Here is a 17075-nt window from a genome sequence, read left to right as displayed (position 1 = left end):
GGCAGTGAAACTGCCGCACGCCAAACGGCTCCGCCAGAGAGATCTGGGCTTACGATAGTCGGATCAGCTAGCTCTCACCCGAAAGGCATCCAACCGTGGACACCCGCACGATGTTCACCAACCTGCTGGCTGCCGAATGGATAAAGATCGCGCGCCGGCCTATGGCTTTCTTGCTGCTGGGCATTTTTTTGGCGCTGACCATCTTGCAACAGACACTCTGGTTTTTGGTGGTGGCGTTGCAGGAAGGAACCTTCAGCGGCGGCGAAGTGACGTTTGGCTTGCTCAGCGCGGCGGCGATCGAACAGATTAAGCGCCAACTCAGCTTGCCCGGCGTATTTGGCGCGATGCTGAGCGCGATCAACGGCACCGGCGGCATTCTGGCAGTGATCTTGACCGCAGGAATCTTTGGCAGCGATTTTAATTGGGGCACGTTGCGCGTCTTGCTCACCCGCGCCCCCAACCGTGGCGCATACTTGTTGGCCAAATTGGTAGCGTTGCAACTCGCTCTGCTAGCGGCGATGGTCATCACGCTGATTGTTGGCGTCTTGCTCGCGCTGCTCTTTAGCAGCATACTCGGCTTGCCGCAGCAGCTCAGTGCAGTTGACCTGCTCTTGCTGCCGGTTGGGATGTTGCGAGCGTTATTGGTAATGCTGCCTTACACGCTGATCGCCGCTGCCAGCGCCATCTTCGGTCGCTCGGTGATTGCTGGGGTCGGCGGCGGCTTGATCTTCCTCGCCTTCGATGTTAGCGCCGGCTCGCTCAACACGATCGGCGCGGTCGATCCGCTGATCCGCACGCTGGTCAATCTCTTGCTGCAACCAAACATCAACCGGCTGTTGGTCGAAAACAGCCGGATGTTTGGGCTGGATCAGAGTGTGCTGACCTCGGCGCTCGATCTCAACCTGCTGCCGTCGCAATGGCATGCAATCATCGTGATCGTCGTCTACAGCGCGATCTTTGGCTACAGCGCCTACCGCACGCTCAGCCGGCAAGATATTGGCGGGGCATCGTAACGCGCGGTCACATCCACCCGACCACCAACTCGCTCAATGGCCGGCGCGGACGGCGTTTCGGTTCTTGGGCCAGATAGCCAATCGGAATCAGCGCCTGCGGGTGTAAATCATCGGTCAGTGCGAGCGCGGCCCGCACTGCCGCCGGCGCAAACAAGGGCGCGCACATCCAACCCGCCGCCAACCCCAACGCAAATGCCGCCAAGAGCATATTTTGCACCGCGCACCCCAAACTCTGAATGGCCATCGTCGTCTCGGAAGCCTGCCGGTCGGGATCGGGATAGACATCAAGATCGTTCAGATAGAGGCAGGGAATAATGATCACTGGCGCATTAAGCACCCGCTCGCGTGAGCGGTGCAGCCGCTGTTCAATCGTCGCTGGATCGTGACCGTCGAGACTGAGGTGGTAGCGCCACGCCTTACCCATCGCCTCAGCCAAGGCCGCTTTGCGTTCAGCCGACTCAACCACCACAAACCGCCACGGCTGGCGACCGTGGGGCGATGGCGCCCAACTGGCGGCGGTGAGGATCTGTTCGATGGCGGATCGTGGCGGCGGGTCGGGCAAAAAGGCGCGCACAGTGCGGCGGGTTTGGGCCAGCGTCAAAAAGTCCATAGTTTTTCACCACAGAGAACACAGAGGTCTCGCACATATCCTCCGCGTCTTCTGGTCCATCACCAAGAACGTCACCGGAACAGATCAAACCGAGGATCGCGGATCAACTGGCGCACAGAGGCCGTCTCGCTCGATTGGTACTGGTAGCCGCGCACCAGCGCCGCCGGCACGCGATCGATCTTGCCCATCACCAGCTCAGCGGCAGCGGCCAGCTCATCGGCGACGGCGATCAACGTCGCCTGCATCGTATAGCCGTAGGAGTCATCAACGCCGGCGAAATCGCGCAGCGGGGCAATGCCGGCAACGCCAATCGCGACATTAACCTGCCCTTCGCGCCATGGCCGGCCAAAGGTATCGGTAATGATCACCGCTGGCGCGTGATCGTAGCGAGCAGCCAAAGCGGCGCGCAACGCAGCGGCGCTGGCGTCAGGATCAACCGGCAGCAACGCCAACCTTCTCCCGCCATCGACGTTCGACTCATCAACCCCGCTGTTGGCGCAAACAAACCCGTGATGGGTTTCGGTAATGAGCACGCCGTTCGCCATCTTGACGATACGCTTGCTTTCGCGCAAGACCACCTCTTGATAATGGGCGTCTTTTTTGGCGGTGCGAGCAATCTGATGGGCAAACGGCGACGGCTCAATCGTAGCCGGATCAACCAGCCGGCCCTCGGCCTTCGAGACGATCTTCTGGGTGACAACCAGAATATCACCGGCGACTAATCCGCCAATGTCATCGATCGCCGCGGCGAGAATGGCGGCCAGATCATCACCCGGCCGCACCTCGCCAATGCCACGCAACGGGATAATCCGAATCTCAGATTGGGATGTCATCTTACGACCAATACCGGCCGGCAATCGGCGCTAACCGCTCTTTGACGGCGGCGGGAATATAATCAGGATGGGTAATAATCGCATGGCGCAGCGCATCGTGGGCCGGACTGGTAAAGTTCTCATCGATCTGAGCCACCGCCAAGCGCACAATCTGCTGCGAGAGGGCCACATTCGCATTCAGCACCCGAATCACTTGCTCAACCGTCACCGCATCGTGTTCGGGATGCCAGACATCGTAATCAGTCACCATCGCCAGCGTAGCATAGGCAATCTCGGCCTCACGGGCCAGCTTAGCTTCGGGCAGCGCTGTCATCCCGATCAAGCTATGGCCGCGGCGGCGATTTTCCTCACTCTCAGCCTTGGTCGAAAACTGCGGCCCCTCCATCACCACCAGCGTCCCACCCTGATGCACCACCGCGCCAGCGGTTTGCGCCGCGTGCAAGAGAATATTGCTCAGGTGCGGGCAGAAGGGCCGGTCGAAGCCCACGTGAGCCACGACGCCACCCTCAAAGAAGGTAGCGGGCCGGATGCCCTTGGTGCGATCGAAAATTTGATCGGGAATAACCGCGTGACCGGGAGCGTAATCTTCGCGCAGCGAACCGACCGCGCTAACCGAGATCAGCGCCCGCACGCCCAACAGCTTAAAGGCATAGATATTGGCCCGCGCCGGCACTTCGCTGGGATTGAGGCGATGGCCGCGCCCGTGACGGGGCAAAAACGCTACCCGCCGGCCTTCCAATTCACCGATGATAAACGCATCGCTCGGATCGCCAAACGGCGTCGTCAGGCGCACCTCTTCCGGGTTTTTGAGATCAGGCATTGCATACAGCCCGCTGCCGCCGATTACACCGATCATTGCGCTGCTCATAGCCAGTGCTCCTTAGTTCAGAAGACTACGCCACTATGCAGTATACCGTAGGTGGCGGGGAATAGGCAAAGGGGGGAAAGGGGACACACTGAGCCGGTAGGAATAGCCACAAAGATACACAAAAGGTGCAAAAATCGTACGTTTTTGTGCCTCTTGTGGCTTTTCGTGGCTTTTTTACCGCAGAGAGCGCGGAGGACGCGGAGGATGACCACCATCCCAAAAACCTCTGCGCCCTTTGCTCGCTTTGCGGCGTTGCGTTGACGCCCTCACCCCCCGGCCCCCTCTCCCCCTGACGGCGGGCGAGGGGACGGGGGTGGAGGAAACCAAGCGCCACGCCGTATCACCCGGCCCTCAAGGGCCGGCCTAGGGCTACAAAGCCCGCTGCGCGGGCTAGCCCTCACCCCCCGGCCCCCTCTCCCCCCTGACAGCGGATGAGGGGGAGCCGCGCTATGGGTGGGTGAGGCATCGCTTGAGCGACACGCAGTAGCGCCCCGCTCCCGCGGCGCGGGAGCGGGGTTGGGGGTGAGGGCGCCCAACCCCTTTGCGCTCTCTGCGTCCTTCGAGTCTTTGCGTTCAAAATCGCTGCGCCCCTGCACCCTTGGCGGCTTGGCGTTGACCGCCTTGGCTTTCTTTGCGGCTTTTGCTTGACCCCATACACGCCCCACTACCCTGACTGTCATTGCAAACCGCGCTCCGCACAGCGAAGCAATGAGCCGGTCTTGTTGCGGCTATGCTACGAACCTCTCGCTCTAAGATGTCGTATAATTCATTACGCAGTGCGTCATAATTTTAATCTATCTATTAGGAGACGACCAATGACGATCGCAAGTGAGCGCGGGATTGACATTTTCCATTTCGACGATCTGCTCACCCCGCGTGAGCGCGCGCTTCGCGATAAAGTGCGCGCATTTTGCAACGAGCATGTGCTGCCGATCATCAACGACTACTGGGAGCGGGCCGAATTCCCGTTCGAGCTGATCCCGCGCATCGCCGAGCTTGGCATCGTTGGCGGCACCATTCAGGGGTACGGCTGTCCGGGATTCACCAGCGTCGAAGTTGGGCTGATCGCCGCCGAACTTGCCCGCGGCGACGGCAGCGTGGGCACATTTGTCGGCGTCACCAGCGGCTTGGCAATGGGTGCGATTGCCACCTGCGGTTCGGAAGAGCAGAAGCAACGTTGGTTGCCGGCGATGGCCCGGCTGGAAAAAATTGGCGCGTTTGCCCTTACCGAACCGCATGTCGGCTCTGATGCGGCACACATTCGCACCACCGCCAAGCGGGTCGATGGCGGCTACCTGCTCAATGGCGAAAAGCGCTGGATCGGCAACGCCACCTTTGCCGATGTGATTGTGGTTTGGGCAAAAGATGAAGAGACCGGGCGGATTGGCGGCTTTCTGGTCGAAAAGGGCACGCCGGGCTATCAGGCGACCAAGATCGAGGGCAAGATCGCCAAACGTTCGGTGATCAACGCCGACATCAAGCTAGATAACGTCTTCGTGCCCGAAGTGAATCGCTTGCCGCTGGCCCGCTCGTTCCGCGATACGGCCAATATCCTCAAAAACACCCGCTATGGTGTGGCATGGGAAGCGGTTGGGCACGCGCAGGCCGCGTACGAACTCGCCCTCGATTACACCTTGCAGCGCGAACAGTTTGGCCGCCCAATCGCCGGCTTTCAATTGGTGCAGCAGAAGCTGGTGCAGATGCTCGGTGATTTAACGGCGATTCAGTTAATGGCGTGGCGGCTGAGCAAGCTCCGCGATGAAGATGAAAGCCAGATCACTGAGGGCATGGCCTCGCTGGCCAAGCAATACTGCGCCGGCAAGGCGCGCCAGATTGTGGCGCTAGGCCGCGAAGTGCTTGGCGGCAATGGCATCTTGCTCGACCGGCACATTGCCCGCCACTTCGCCGACATCGAAGCCGTCTATACCTACGAGGGCACCAACGAGATCAATACGTTGGTCGTCGGGCGTGAGATTACTGGGATTGCCGCGTTTGTGTAGCGCACATACGCACCACACGAGACTGCCTCAGGGCGTGCGGCAGCCAAGCTGCTGCACGCCACTGACAAGAGGAACAACCCGCTCAGGCACTTATTCCGCTGAAGTGGGAGATTGCTTCGGTCGGGCGCGACCCAGCCGCGCTGGGTCGCACCGCTCCCTCGCAATGGCAAATAGCCCCTGTCATTGCGAGCTGCCGGAGGCGGCGAAGCAATCCCCCGCGAGTGCGGGAGCAACTCCTCAGGCCTCCTTACCTATGACTCCCTCCCCCAGCGGGGGAAGGCTGGGGTGGGGGCCATCTCCCTCCTGTCATTGCGCGCCGCATGTAGGGGCATCGCAATGCGATGCCCCGCATGCACGGCAGCCACCCGCTCAGCCACCCTTCTCTCTGCCTCCCTCCCCCAGCGGGGGAGGGCTGGGGTGGGGGCCATTTACCCTCTGTCATTGCGAGCGCAGCGCAGCGGAGCGAAGCAATCCCCCGCGAGCACGGGAGGCAACCCCTCAGGCACTCGTTCCGCCGAAGCGGGAGATTGCTTCGGGGGCTACGCCCCCTCGCAATGACAAATAGCCCCTGTCATTGCGAGCTGCCGGAGGCGGCGAAGCAATCCCCCGCGAGCACGGGAGCCACCCGCTCAGACATTTCGCCTGCCAAAAGGGACCTTCGCGTATAATAGCAATAACCGGGCGATCTGCGAGGTACGCAATGCCAACATCTTCACTCCCGCCAATTCAGCGGTCATGGGCGCGCTGCCAAGCGCGTAGCCTTGATCCGGCCTGTCCGCCGCAGAAAGGGCCGGTCAATCTAGCAGTGTGGAGCCATCTGCAAGCACTGGCCCGCTCATCGATCGAGGATCTCTACCAGCTTAGCGAGCACCCCGGTTTTGCGGTTGTGATATGCGACGAGCAGGGTACGATCATCGACCTTGCCGGCGATAGTGAGATTATCGATCAAGCGCAGCAACATGGGATCAGATATGGCATTAGCTTGACGGAAGAGGTTGCCGGCACGAACGCGGTCGATTTGGCGCTGCGCGAAGCATTGCCTTACCAGACCGGCGGCGACGAGCACTACTGCAATTGGTTGCAGCCGTTTGCACTGGCGGCAGCCCCGATCTTCAGCCCTGATGGCAAGGCGTTAGGAGCGCTGGCCATCCTTACTCTCGCTGAAGCACACCATCCTTATGCGCTTGGGATGGTAATTGCCGCAGCGCAGGCGTTGCACAGCCAACTCCGCGCCGAACGGCTGCTCAACGAGGCTAACGACCAACTGAGCGAACTGTATGCAACCCTTGATACGATCAACGAAGGGCTGATCTTTGTAGGGCCGAACGGTGAGATCCGCCGGCTGAGTCGGCGGGTGGCGAATATTCTTGACATCAATGTGCGGTCAGCCGCCGGTCGCCCGCTGAGTAGCGTCATCGCGGTGCCGCCGGTCATTGCGACAGCGCTTCATAACCTCAACACCCTCGACGAACAAGAAGTGATCTGGCAGACGCCGAATGGCGCCCAAGCGGTCATCTGCGGCGTGCGCCCGGTTTGGGATCGCAGCCGGCGGTATTTGGGCAGCGTCATTACCTTACGGCCAACTGAGAGTGTGCGCCAACTGGTGCAACAAGTGGTCGGCGCGCAAGCCACGTTTACGTTTCGCGATATCATTGGCCAGAGTGAGAGTATGCGGCAAGCGCTGCGGCAGGCGCGGCTTGCCGCAGCCGGTCGCGGCGCAGTGCTGTTGCGCGGCGAAGCCGGTGTTGGCAAAGAGATCTTTGCCCAAGCGATCCACAATGCCAGTAACCGCGCCGGCGGCCCCTTTGTGCGAATTTCATGCGCTGCCATCCCACGCCAACTGCTTGATAGCGAACTGTTCGGGGTTGAGGGAACCGACCGGCAACCGGGCCGTCCGGGCAAGCTCGAACTGGCTTATGGCGGCGTTATCTATCTCGAAGCGATTGATGCGCTCTCGTTTGATCAACAAACCAGTTTGCTTCGCGCCATCGAGATGGGGCGGCTGATCCGCTCAGGCGGCGTGCGCTCTGTCTCGATCGATGTCAGAATGATCGTCGCTGGCCATGATCTCGAACAACTGGTGCAAGAGGGTCGTTTCCGCGCCGATCTGTATGCCCGGTTGAGCGCGTTTATCGTTGACATTCCACCCCTGCGCCAGCGTGGCAATGATGTCATTTTGCTCGCCAACCAAATGGTGCAACGGCTTAGCGAACAACTGGGCCGTCCGGTAGCGCTTGATCCTGATGCGCTCGCTGCGTTGCGAGCGTACCCGTGGCCGGGCAATGTGCGCGAATTGGAAGTGGTGCTGGAACGGATGGCGCAAACCAGCGCCAAGAGCGTCTTGACCGTCAACGATTTGCCGCCGGCGATTGCTCGCCATGCGACGCCGTTAACGATGGCGGATAGCCCGCGACTGGCGGAAGCGCAAGAGTTGAGCGAACGCGACGCGATTGTCCGCGCCATCCGCACCGCTGGTGGGCGCTTAGGCCGGGCAGCAGCCTTGTTGGGGATTAGCCGGGCTACCCTTTGGCGGAAGATGAATCGCTATCACATTTCACGCGATGATCTCACCCTGTAACGACGTTTCAATATTGAAACACTTTTGCATGCTACACAGCCCCTGCACAGCTTGACGTTCTTTCATCCACTTTGCTACGATACCAACTACAGGGATCACGACCCAACAACGAAACAAAGAGGGGTAATGGAATCCCGTCTGCAGCCAGAACGTGATAGCTAGCGCACGACAGCGCTTGGCAGGAAACGTTTGTGCATTGCACGGTGCAATGCATCGTGTCACTCATAGAGAGCATTGAGAAAGGAGGTGCGCAGGGCGGGTCGCCGCATACTGTCGATAGCGCAGATGGCGCGCACGCCCAGTTCAGATGCGCCGGCACGCCACGTTGCGCGTGCAAGCCTGTTGTGATCGATCACTGTTCACTACAATTGGCGCGCATCACGTTCTCTGCTTGAACGCTGGATCAAGGTTGATTCGCAAGAACTGGTTCCGTTTGTGTTGCAAGGAGGAGACCCTCTATGCCTGCGTCCTTTCTGGGCGAAGTGTTTGGCACCATGGTGCTGATTCTGTTTGGCAATGGCGTCGTGGCCAATGTATTGCTGACGCAATCGAAAGGGAATGGCGGCGGCTGGATCGTGATTACCACCGGCTGGGCCTTCGCAGTGATGTCTGGCGTTTTTACCGCTTCGGCGCTTGGCAGCCCCGGCGCTGACCTCAATCCGGCGGTGACGATCGCGGTGATGCTGCGCGGCGGCTATGATGTTGGCACCGCAGTGATGCACATTGTCGCCCAGTTCATTGGCGCGTTCATTGGCGCAACCCTCGTCTGGCTGACCTACCTCTCGCACTGGGAAGTCACCAAAGACCCCGGCCTCAAGCTGGCCTGTTTCAGCACCGGCCCGGCGATCAATAATCCGGTGAACAACATCATTACCGAAGTGATCGGCACCTTCGCGCTGGTCTTCATTATCTTCGCCATCTTCAGCGCCGATGGCGCTACCGGTGGCAGCCCTGCCAGCGGGCTTGGCCCGTATTTAGTGGCGGCCTTGGTTTGGGGTATCGGTCTGTCGCTTGGCGGCCCGACCGGATATGCCATTAACCCTGCTCGCGACCTTGGCCCGCGCATTGCCCACTTCGTGTTGCCGATCGCCGGCAAGGGCGACAGCAATTGGGGCTATTCGTGGGTGCCAGTGGTTGGTCCGATCATCGGCGGCTCGATCGCAGCCCTGCTGGCGAATGCGCTTGGCATGTAACGGTTAGCAGTCATCGCTTCAAGGGAGGAAACCTGTGAAGAAGTTGATCAACGCACCGGAGAACGTCGTTAAAGAGGCGCTGGCCGGGATGGCGATCGCTCACGCTGACCTAATTGATGTGCATTTCGACCCCGATTATATCGTGCGCAAGGGCGCGCCGCATAACAAGGTCGGCGTGATCTCGGGCGGCGGTTCGGGTCACGAACCGATGCACGGCGGGTTTGTCGGCTACGGTATGCTCGATGCCGCCTGCCCCGGCGCGGTCTTTACCTCACCGGTGCCCGATCAGATGCTGGCCGCAACCAAGGCGGTCAATGGCGGCAAGGGTGTGCTGCATGTTGTCAAAAACTATACCGGCGACGTGATGAACTTCGAGATGGCTGCCGAATTGGCCGCTGCCGAGGGGATCGAGGTAGCCAGTGTAGTGACGAATGACGATGTGGCGGTAGAGAATAGCACATGGACGGCGGGCCGCCGCGGGGTCGGTGTGACAGTGCTGCTCGAGAAGATTGTCGGTGCCGCTGCTGAAGCTGGTGCTGACTTGACGACCTGCAAGGCGATTGCCGAGCGGGTAAATGCCAACGGACGAAGCATGGGCATGGCGCTGACGCCGTGTACGGTGCCGCAGGCCGGCAAGCCGGGCTTTGAGCTGGCCGAAGACGAGATGGAGGTTGGCATCGGCATCCATGGCGAGCCGGGCCGCCGCCGCGAGAAGCTGGCTCCTGCCCGTGACATCGCCGAGATGCTAGCCGGCCCGATCCTCGACGACCTGCCCTTCCAGAGCGGTGATGCCGTGCTCGCCTTCGTCAACGGTATGGGTGGCACGCCACTGATCGAACTCTACTTGATGTACAATGAGTTAGCGCGCATCCTCAAGGATCGCAACATCACCATCGCTCGTTCGTTGGTGGGCAATTACATTACCTCACTTGAGATGGCTGGCGTTAGCTTCACGTTGCTCCGCCTCGATGACGAGATGATCAAGCTTTGGGATGCGCCCGTACATACGCCTGCCTTGCGCTGGGGTATGTAAGCAAGTGGAAGACCACGGCGGGGCGCACTGCCCCGCCGCCAGACTGACACAGAGGAACCATGCAGATCACCGCCGATCATGTTACAAGCTTTCTCCAACTGGTTGCCGAACAGGTTAAAGAGCAGCGTAAGTATTTAACACAGCTCGATGCGGCGATTGGCGATGCCGACCACGGGGTGAATCTCGACCGCGGTTTTAGTACGGTGATGAGCAAACTGCCCACGGCGACCGACCGCAGTATCAGTGGTTTGCTGAAATTAACTGGCATGACGCTGATCTCGACCGTTGGCGGGGCTAGTGGCCCCCTCTACGGCACCGCCTTTCTCCGCGCCGGTACTGCGATCGGCGACCGGGCCACGATCGGCGCCGAAGAGCTGATCGCTGCGCTCAGCGCCGCCCTCGAAGGCATCCAAACACGCGGTAAGGCAACCCGCGGCGAAAAGACGATGATCGATGCGATCGCGCCTGCGATCGATGCGCTGAAAGAACAGTATGCAGCAAGCGGTGATCTGCTGACGGCTATGCGCGCCGCAGTTGCCGCTTGCGAACAGGGCATGATCGCAACTGAACCAATGCTGGCGACGAAAGGCCGCGCGTCGTACCTCGGTGAACGCTCGATTGGCCACCGCGATCCGGGAGCAGCATCTGCGTTCCTGATGGCGCAGGCGATGCTCGCTACCCTCGAACGCGTCGCTCAAGGATAAGTTCGCATGCCGATTGGCATGCTTGGAGACAAAGGAGTCTGTGCTCATGGCAAAGTATGCCGCTGCAATTGATCAGGGAACGACCAGCACCCGCTGTATGATTTTTGACCACAGTGGCAATGTGGTCTGCTACGACCAGAAAGAGCACGAGCAGATTTATCCCCGCCCCGGCTGGGTTGAACATAGCCCCGATGAGATTTGGGAGCGCACCCAGAGCGTGATCCGCGGCGCGCTCAATAAGGGAGGGATCAGCACCGGCGATATTGTCGCGGTTGGCATCACCAACCAGCGCGAGACGACGGTGGTCTGGAATCGCAAGACGGGCCGCCCAGTCTATAATGCAATCGTCTGGCAAGACACCCGCACCGACCAGATTTGCAACGAATTGGCGGCTGACGGCGGCCAAGATCGCTTCCGCGCTAAGGTCGGCTTGCCGCTAGCAACCTATTTCTCTGGACCCAAGATCCGCTGGATCCTCGATAATGTGCCCAGCGCGCGCGAGGCGGCGGAGGCCGGCGATGTCATCTTCGGCAACATTGATACCTTCTTGACGTGGTGGCTCACCGGCGGCCCCAACGGCGGCGTTCACGTTACCGACGTGACCAATGCCTCGCGCACAATGTTGATGAATCTCGAAACCCTTGATTGGGATGACGAGATCCTTGGCATTATGGGCATTCCGCGCCAGATGCTGCCCAAGATTATGCCGTCGAGTATGGTCTATGGCACGGCAACCGGCGATTTGGCTGGCGTGCCGGTGGCCGGCATCCTCGGCGATCAGCAGGCGGCTATGGTCGGCCAGACCTGCTTCGATCCCGGTGAGGCGAAGAACACCTACGGCACCGGTTCGTTTATGCTGCTCAACACCGGCGCCAAGATTGTGCCGTCAAAGAGCGGTCTGCTAACGACCGTCTGCTATCAGTTTGGCAACCAGCCCGCCATCTACGCACTCGAAGGTTCAATCGCGATTACCGGCGCGCTCGTGCAGTGGCTGCGCGATAACCTTGGCCTGATTACCTCGTCGGCTGAGGTCGAGGCGCTGGCTAATCTGGTTGAAGATAACGGCGGCATCTATTTCGTGCCCGCCTTCTCTGGTCTGTTCGCACCGTACTGGCGCTCGGACGCTCGCGGCGTGATTGTGGGTTTGACCCGGTACGTCACCAAGGGCCACCTTGCCCGGGCCGTACTCGAAGCGACCGCCTATCAAACCCGCGAAGTGCTCGATGCAATGGAGCAGGATTCGGGGGTGAAGCTGACCGCACTCAAGGTCGATGGCGGGATGGTCTACAATAACACCTTGATGCAGTTCCAAGCTGACATCCTCGGTGTGCCGGTGATCCGGCCCAAGGTGGCTGAAACCACCTCGCTCGGCGCAGCCTATGCCGCCGGCCTCGCCGTCGGCTTCTGGTCGAGCACCGACGAGATGCGGGCCAACTGGGGTGTCGATCATACGTGGACGCCGCAGATGGATGAAGAGACCCGCGCTCGCCTCTATCGCGGTTGGAAGAAGGCCGTGACCCGCACCTTCGATTGGGTGGAGTAATTTCGCTCGATGCACGCAACGCCGCCAAGCAGCTTGGTGCATGCGTAGCGGTGCGTAACCCGCGCGATGGTGTTATGATACCGTCATCGGTTATGTACCGCCCGTCCTGTGCGACAGTGTCTGTTCAATGCGGCAAGACCGGCGGGAGCAATCCTGCCGGTCTTGTTGCCTGTTAGGAGATCAGTATGCAAACGCTCTCCACCGACGTGTTGGTGATCGGCGGTGGTGCGACCGGTACCGGCTGTGCGCTCGATCTAGCGATGCGCGGCCTTCGCTGCATCCTCGTCGAGAAGGGTGATTTAACCCACGGCACCACCGGTCGCTACCACGGCCTGCTCCATTCCGGCGGGAGATATGTGACCAAAGACCCGCAATCGGCCACTGAATGCGCTCGCGAAAATGCCATCCTGCGCCGGATTATGCCCCACTGCATCGAGCAGACCTCTGGCTTTTTCGTGATTACGCCATGGGATGATGAAAGCTACGGCGATGTGTTTGTGGCCAATTGCCACCGTACCGGCGTGCCGGTGCAAGAGATCAGCATCACCGAGATGCTCCGCCGCGAACCGGCCCTCAATCCGCGCATTTCGCGCGTGTTTGAGGTGCATGATGCTTCGGCTGACTCATTTCTCGCTACCCATTCGGTGGCGCTGGCCGCTCGCGAGTATGGCGCTGACATCCGCACCTATCACAATGTGGTCGATCTGGTACGGGTAGGTGACCGGGTAGTGGGGGCAATTGTCGAAGATTTGCGCAGCGGCGAGCGGATCCAGATCGATTGCGCCTACGTGCTCAACGCCGCCGGCGCATGGGCCGGCAAGATCGCAGCAATGGCCGGTGTGACGGTGACGGTCGTGCCCGGCAAGGGCACCATGGTGGCTATGAACCACCGGATGGTCAATACGGTCGTTAATCGCTGTAAACTGCCCTCCGATGGCGACATTATTGTGCCCATCCACACAGTTGCCGTGATCGGCACCACTGATGTGCATGTCCCCGATCCTGATGTGTTTGGGATCGAGCCGGAAGAGATCCAGTTTATGCTGGATGAGGGCGAGAAGCTGATCCCCGGTTTCCGCCAGTATCGCGCCCTCAGAGCATGGGCCGGCGTGCGCCCGCTCTATAAAGATAAAGATGTCGCTAGTGACCGCGATATTCCCCGCACGTTCAAGTTGCTCGATCATGAAGAGCGTGATGGCGTCAGCGGCATTCTTTCGATTGTCGGCGGCAAGTGGACAACCTACCGCCTCATGGCCGAACAGACGGTCAACGAGCTAGCCCGCCGCTTGGGCAATACCCAACCGTGCCGCACGGCGAGCGAGGTTCTGCCGGTGCCGCGCTTCGAGCACCGCGCCCACGCGATGGTGACGGTGTCACCCGATCCGGCAGCTCAAACGCCGCACTACTGGCTGGGCAAGCCGCTGGCGTTGGTCGAGAGTGAGCATGCCGCCGGTGATCTGATTTGCGAATGCGAATTAGTGACCCGTGACCGGATCGTGGCGGCGATCGACGCTGGCGTGCAGAACCTTGACGATATCCGGCGCGATGTGCGCATGGGGATGGGGCCATGTCAAGGCGGCTGGTGCATTTACCGTACGGCTAACCTGCTCTACGAGCGGCGCTGTGCCGATGGCCTCAGCCATACCCACGCCAACGAAGCGATCTTGCATTTCCTTCAAGAGCGGTGGAAGGGATTGACGCCGGTGCTGTGGGGCGACCAGTTGCGGCAGGCCCGTCTCGACGAGCTGATTTACGCCGGCGTGTTGGGCATTCACCGCTTGCGTGCGCTGGCCGCGCCGGGAGGCGGGTTGGTGACGCAGCATCCCGCGATCGCAACCGAGTATGTGTAGGCGTAGCCCGCCGGGAGAGTGTTTATGTACGATACGATTGTGATCGGCGCCGGTCTCAGCGGGATGCTGGCTGCGATTGGCCGCGCCGAACGCGGCGAGAAGGTGCTGGTGCTGGCCAAAGGCCACGGTGCGACCCATTGGTCAACCGGCTGCATCGATCTGCTTGCCGATGTGGATGACCCGCTGGCCGGGATTGCCCAGTTGGCGATCCAACACCCTCATCACCCCTACGTCTTAGCTGGCCCAACAATGATCGAGCAGGGAATTGCCCGCATCCGCGCGATCGGCGAAGCCGCCGGCTACCCATTCGCCGGCAATCTCAACCGTAACCTGCTCTTGCCGACGGCGCTAGGGGCGCTGCGCCCTACCGCTTTCGCACCGGCCACGATGATCGCCGGCGATGCCCGCCAACTGCGTGATGGCCGGCCCACCCTCATTGCCGGCTTTGCCGAGCTGCGCGACTTCTTCCCGCCACTGATCTCCGCTAACCTGCGCGCGCAAGGCATCGCTGCAGAAGCGGCACAGTTGGCGCTGCCACCGACGCAGCGCCAGCACGATTTCAGCCCGGTGATGTTAGCCCGCTTGTGCGAACAACCGGCATTCCGTGCCAATCTTGGCGAGCAATTGGCCACCCATGTGCGAAAAGGCGGTTATGCCCGCATCGGCCTGCCGGCCATCCTCGGTCTCAGGCATGCCACCGAGGTAGTACGCGATCTACAAAACCGGGCCGGCGCATTGATCTTCGAAATCCCCACCTTACCGGTTTCGGTGGCCGGTATACGGTTGTATCAGATTCTCGAGGATGAATTGCTGCGGTTAGGCGGTCGCATTCAATTGGGTGGATTTGTCCAACGCGCCGAGCGCATTGGCGACACTCTCGTCGCCGTGTTCAGCGAGGCGGCGGCCCGCGAGCAGCGTCACACTGCCCGGCGTTGGGTGCTGGCCACGGGTGGCATTCTCGGCGGCGGCGTGCGAGCCACACCCGACGGCCATCTACATGAAACGGCGCTCGGCCTGCCGCTGCAAACGCCTGACGGCAGAGCTGGATGGTTTGCGCCGCGGTTTCTCAATGCGCACGGCCACCCCGTCTTCCAAACCGGGGTGCGGGTCGATCAGCGCCTGCGCCCGCTCGACGCCGCAGGCCGTCTAGTGTACGAGAACGTGCAAGTCGTTGGCGGCGCGCTGGCTGGCTACGATCCGATTCGCGAAGGCTGCCTCGAAGGGGCCGCCATCACCACCGGCTGGGCCGCCGGGCAGGCATGAATGTACAGCCGCACGGCCGTGCGGCTCCATCATCCACTCGCAGAGGAATCATCCCTATGGATCATATCGAACTCTCACTCACCCAATCACTCGATCACTGCATCAAATGCAACATCTGCACCTCAGCCTGCCCGGTGGCGGCAGTGACCGATGCCTTCCCCGGCCCCAAATATGTTGGGCCGCAAGCGCAACGCTTCCGCCACGCCGCCCAACCGGCGCCTGATGCTTCGGTTGATTACTGTTCGGGTTGCCGGGTCTGCAATCAAGTCTGCCCGACCGGTGTGCGCATCGCCGAGCTGAATGCTCGCGCCCGCGCCCAAATCGTCGCCGAACGCGGCATGCCCTTACGCAACCGGATTATCGCCCGTTCAGGATTGGTGGGGCGGCTCAGCAGCGGCCCGCACGCGCCGCTGGTCAACTTCACGCTTAACTTCGCGCCGGCGCGCTGGATGATCGAACGGGTGATGGGCATTCATCGCCACGCACCGCTGCCCAAAGCCAGCACCTACACCTTCCAGCGTTGGTTCAAACGGCGCAAACCGGCGACCAACGGCCGGCGACCGCAGGTTGTTTACTTCCACGGGTGCAGCACCAACTACTACGAACCGCACGTTGGCAGGGCGGCGATTGCCGTGCTCGAACACCTCGGATTTGAGGTCATCGTGCCGCCGCAACGCTGCTGCGGCTTGCCATTGCTCTCGAACGGCGACTTTCCGGCGGCGCAGAGACATCACGAATACAACGTCGCCCAACTCTTGCCCTACGCTCGCGCCGGCATCCCGATCGTCGGCACCAGCACCAGTTGCACTCTCACGCTGAAAGAAGAGGCGCCGGAGCTGCTGGGGTTGCACGGCGACGACATTCGCGCGGTCGCTGCCGGCACCTACGACATCTTCGAGTTCTTGCGCGATCTGTACCAGCAGGGCCGCCTGCGCACCGATTTCCGCCCAATCGAACGCGAGTTGCCTTACCACCCGCCATGCCAGTTGCGGGCGCACCGGATTGGCCGGCCCGTACTCGATGTATTAGGGCTCGTACCCGGCTTGCGCCTGCGCGAGAGCCGGGCCGAATGCTGTGGCATTGCTGGTACTTACGGCATCAAGCGCGAGAAGTATCAGATCGCAATGGACGTCGGCAAGCCCCTGTTCGACTTCGTGCGCGCCAGCGGCCAAGACCTCGCCCTCTGCGACAGCGAGACCTGTCGTTGGCAGATCAGCGGCGCAACCGGTGTCGCTACCCGCCATCCGATCGAAATCTTAGCTGAAGCCTACGGTCTATCGGTGTAACACTGTTGCATCCATACTGTCATTACAAGGAGGCGACAGCACCTGTCGGTCATTGCGAGGGGGCGCAGCCCCCGAAGCAATCTCCCCCGTCAGCGCGACACAGGCCTGAGCGGAACACTTCCGCTCCCCTCTGTCATTGCGAGGGTGCGGCGGCACCCAGCAAAGCTGGGTAGCGCCCGACCGAAGCAATCTCCCCCTTTAGCGGGACACGTGCCTGAGTGGATCACCTCCGCCGAAGCAGGAGATTGCTTCGCCACCTCCGGCGGCTCGCAATGACACGGGCCATTTGTCATTGCAAGGG

Annotated in this window: 13 protein-coding genes; 10 read left to right on the top strand and 3 right to left on the bottom strand. The window is 61.0% G+C overall.

The features are described 5' to 3' along the window. Positions 1–95 precede the first annotated feature (95 nt). Positions 96–1013 (top strand): ABC transporter permease subunit, encoded by a 918-nt coding sequence (locus U9R81_RS09560; RefSeq protein ID WP_322495253.1) that lies wholly within the window; start codon positions 96–98, stop codon positions 1011–1013. Between the two features lie 7 nt (positions 1014–1020). Here U9R81_RS09560 and U9R81_RS09555 read toward each other — a convergent pair whose 3' ends face one another. The 3 genes from U9R81_RS09555 to mtnP form a co-directional block, all read right to left on the bottom strand. Further along, positions 1021–1623: a nitroreductase family protein gene (locus tag U9R81_RS09555; RefSeq protein WP_322495252.1), complete on the bottom strand. Its 603-nt coding sequence runs from the start codon at positions 1621–1623 to the stop codon at positions 1021–1023. A gap of 71 nt (positions 1624–1694) precedes the next feature. Continuing rightward, positions 1695–2456, bottom strand: a complete 762-nt coding sequence (cofE, locus tag U9R81_RS09550; protein WP_322495251.1) for a coenzyme F420-0:L-glutamate ligase — start codon at positions 2454–2456, stop codon at positions 1695–1697. A gap of 1 nt (position 2457) precedes the next feature. Next, positions 2458–3324, bottom strand: coding sequence for an S-methyl-5'-thioadenosine phosphorylase (gene mtnP, locus U9R81_RS09545; RefSeq protein ID WP_322495250.1), 867 nt, complete (start codon positions 3322–3324; stop codon positions 2458–2460). 815 nt (positions 3325–4139) lie between these two features. Between mtnP and U9R81_RS09540 the strand changes: the two genes are divergently transcribed. The 9 genes from U9R81_RS09540 to U9R81_RS09500 all read left to right on the top strand — a co-directional run bounded on the left by U9R81_RS09540 (position 4140) and on the right by U9R81_RS09500 (position 16774). After that, positions 4140–5324, top strand: a complete 1185-nt coding sequence (locus tag U9R81_RS09540) for an acyl-CoA dehydrogenase family protein (RefSeq protein WP_322495249.1) — start codon at positions 4140–4142, stop codon at positions 5322–5324. Positions 5325–6024: 700 nt separating this feature from the next. Then, positions 6025–7902, top strand: coding sequence for a sigma-54-dependent Fis family transcriptional regulator (locus U9R81_RS09535; RefSeq protein ID WP_322495248.1), 1878 nt, complete (start codon positions 6025–6027; stop codon positions 7900–7902). A gap of 458 nt (positions 7903–8360) precedes the next feature. Beyond that, entirely contained in the window at positions 8361–9095 is a 735-nt protein-coding gene (locus U9R81_RS09530) for an MIP/aquaporin family protein (RefSeq protein WP_322495247.1), read from the top strand. Between the two features lie 34 nt (positions 9096–9129). Then, a complete protein-coding gene (gene dhaK, locus U9R81_RS09525) occupies positions 9130–10128 on the top strand; it encodes a dihydroxyacetone kinase subunit DhaK (protein ID WP_322495246.1) in 999 nt (332 codons plus the stop codon). Between the two features lie 59 nt (positions 10129–10187). Beyond that, a complete protein-coding gene (dhaL, locus tag U9R81_RS09520) occupies positions 10188–10832 on the top strand; it encodes a dihydroxyacetone kinase subunit DhaL (protein ID WP_322495245.1) in 645 nt (214 codons plus the stop codon). Between the two features lie 46 nt (positions 10833–10878). Continuing rightward, positions 10879–12375 carry a glycerol kinase GlpK gene (glpK, locus tag U9R81_RS09515; RefSeq protein ID WP_322495244.1) on the top strand — a complete coding sequence of 499 codons (1497 nt, stop codon included), beginning with the start codon at positions 10879–10881 and terminating at the stop codon, positions 12373–12375. Between the two features lie 185 nt (positions 12376–12560). Continuing rightward, entirely contained in the window at positions 12561–14225 is a 1665-nt protein-coding gene (gene glpA, locus U9R81_RS09510) for an anaerobic glycerol-3-phosphate dehydrogenase subunit GlpA (protein ID WP_322495243.1), read from the top strand. A gap of 24 nt (positions 14226–14249) precedes the next feature. Further along, positions 14250–15488 (top strand): glycerol-3-phosphate dehydrogenase subunit GlpB, encoded by a 1239-nt coding sequence (gene glpB / locus U9R81_RS09505; RefSeq protein WP_322495242.1) that lies wholly within the window; start codon positions 14250–14252, stop codon positions 15486–15488. Between the two features lie 56 nt (positions 15489–15544). Then, positions 15545–16774, top strand: coding sequence for an anaerobic glycerol-3-phosphate dehydrogenase subunit C (locus tag U9R81_RS09500; RefSeq protein WP_322495241.1), 1230 nt, complete (start codon positions 15545–15547; stop codon positions 16772–16774). Positions 16775–17075: the final 301 nt, after the last annotated feature.

Source organism: Chloroflexus sp. (assembly GCF_034435895.1).
Taxonomy (GTDB): domain Bacteria; phylum Chloroflexota; class Chloroflexia; order Chloroflexales; family Chloroflexaceae; genus Chloroflexus.
This window is presented reverse-complemented; position numbering and strand designations above follow the sequence as displayed.

Excerpts from the sequence above, each read along its gene's own strand:
- U9R81_RS09555 (WP_322495252.1), bottom strand. The coding sequence starts at position 1,623 with ATGGACTTTTTGACGCTGGCCCAAACCCGCCGCACTGTGCGCGCCTTT.
- mtnP (WP_322495250.1), bottom strand. The coding sequence starts at position 3,324 with ATGAGCAGCGCAATGATCGGTGTAATCGGCGGCAGCGGGCTGTATGCA.
- glpK (WP_322495244.1), top strand. The coding sequence starts at position 10,879 with ATGGCAAAGTATGCCGCTGCAATTGATCAGGGAACGACCAGCACCCGC.
- glpB (WP_322495242.1), top strand. The coding sequence starts at position 14,250 with ATGTACGATACGATTGTGATCGGCGCCGGTCTCAGCGGGATGCTGGCT.
- cofE (WP_322495251.1), bottom strand. The coding sequence starts at position 2,456 with ATGACATCCCAATCTGAGATTCGGATTATCCCGTTGCGTGGCATTGGC.
- U9R81_RS09535 (WP_322495248.1), top strand. The coding sequence starts at position 6,025 with ATGCCAACATCTTCACTCCCGCCAATTCAGCGGTCATGGGCGCGCTGC.
- U9R81_RS09500 (WP_322495241.1), top strand. The coding sequence starts at position 15,545 with ATGGATCATATCGAACTCTCACTCACCCAATCACTCGATCACTGCATC.
- glpA (WP_322495243.1), top strand. The coding sequence starts at position 12,561 with ATGCAAACGCTCTCCACCGACGTGTTGGTGATCGGCGGTGGTGCGACC.
- dhaL (WP_322495245.1), top strand. The coding sequence starts at position 10,188 with ATGCAGATCACCGCCGATCATGTTACAAGCTTTCTCCAACTGGTTGCC.
- U9R81_RS09540 (WP_322495249.1), top strand. The coding sequence starts at position 4,140 with ATGACGATCGCAAGTGAGCGCGGGATTGACATTTTCCATTTCGACGAT.
- U9R81_RS09530 (WP_322495247.1), top strand. The coding sequence starts at position 8,361 with ATGCCTGCGTCCTTTCTGGGCGAAGTGTTTGGCACCATGGTGCTGATT.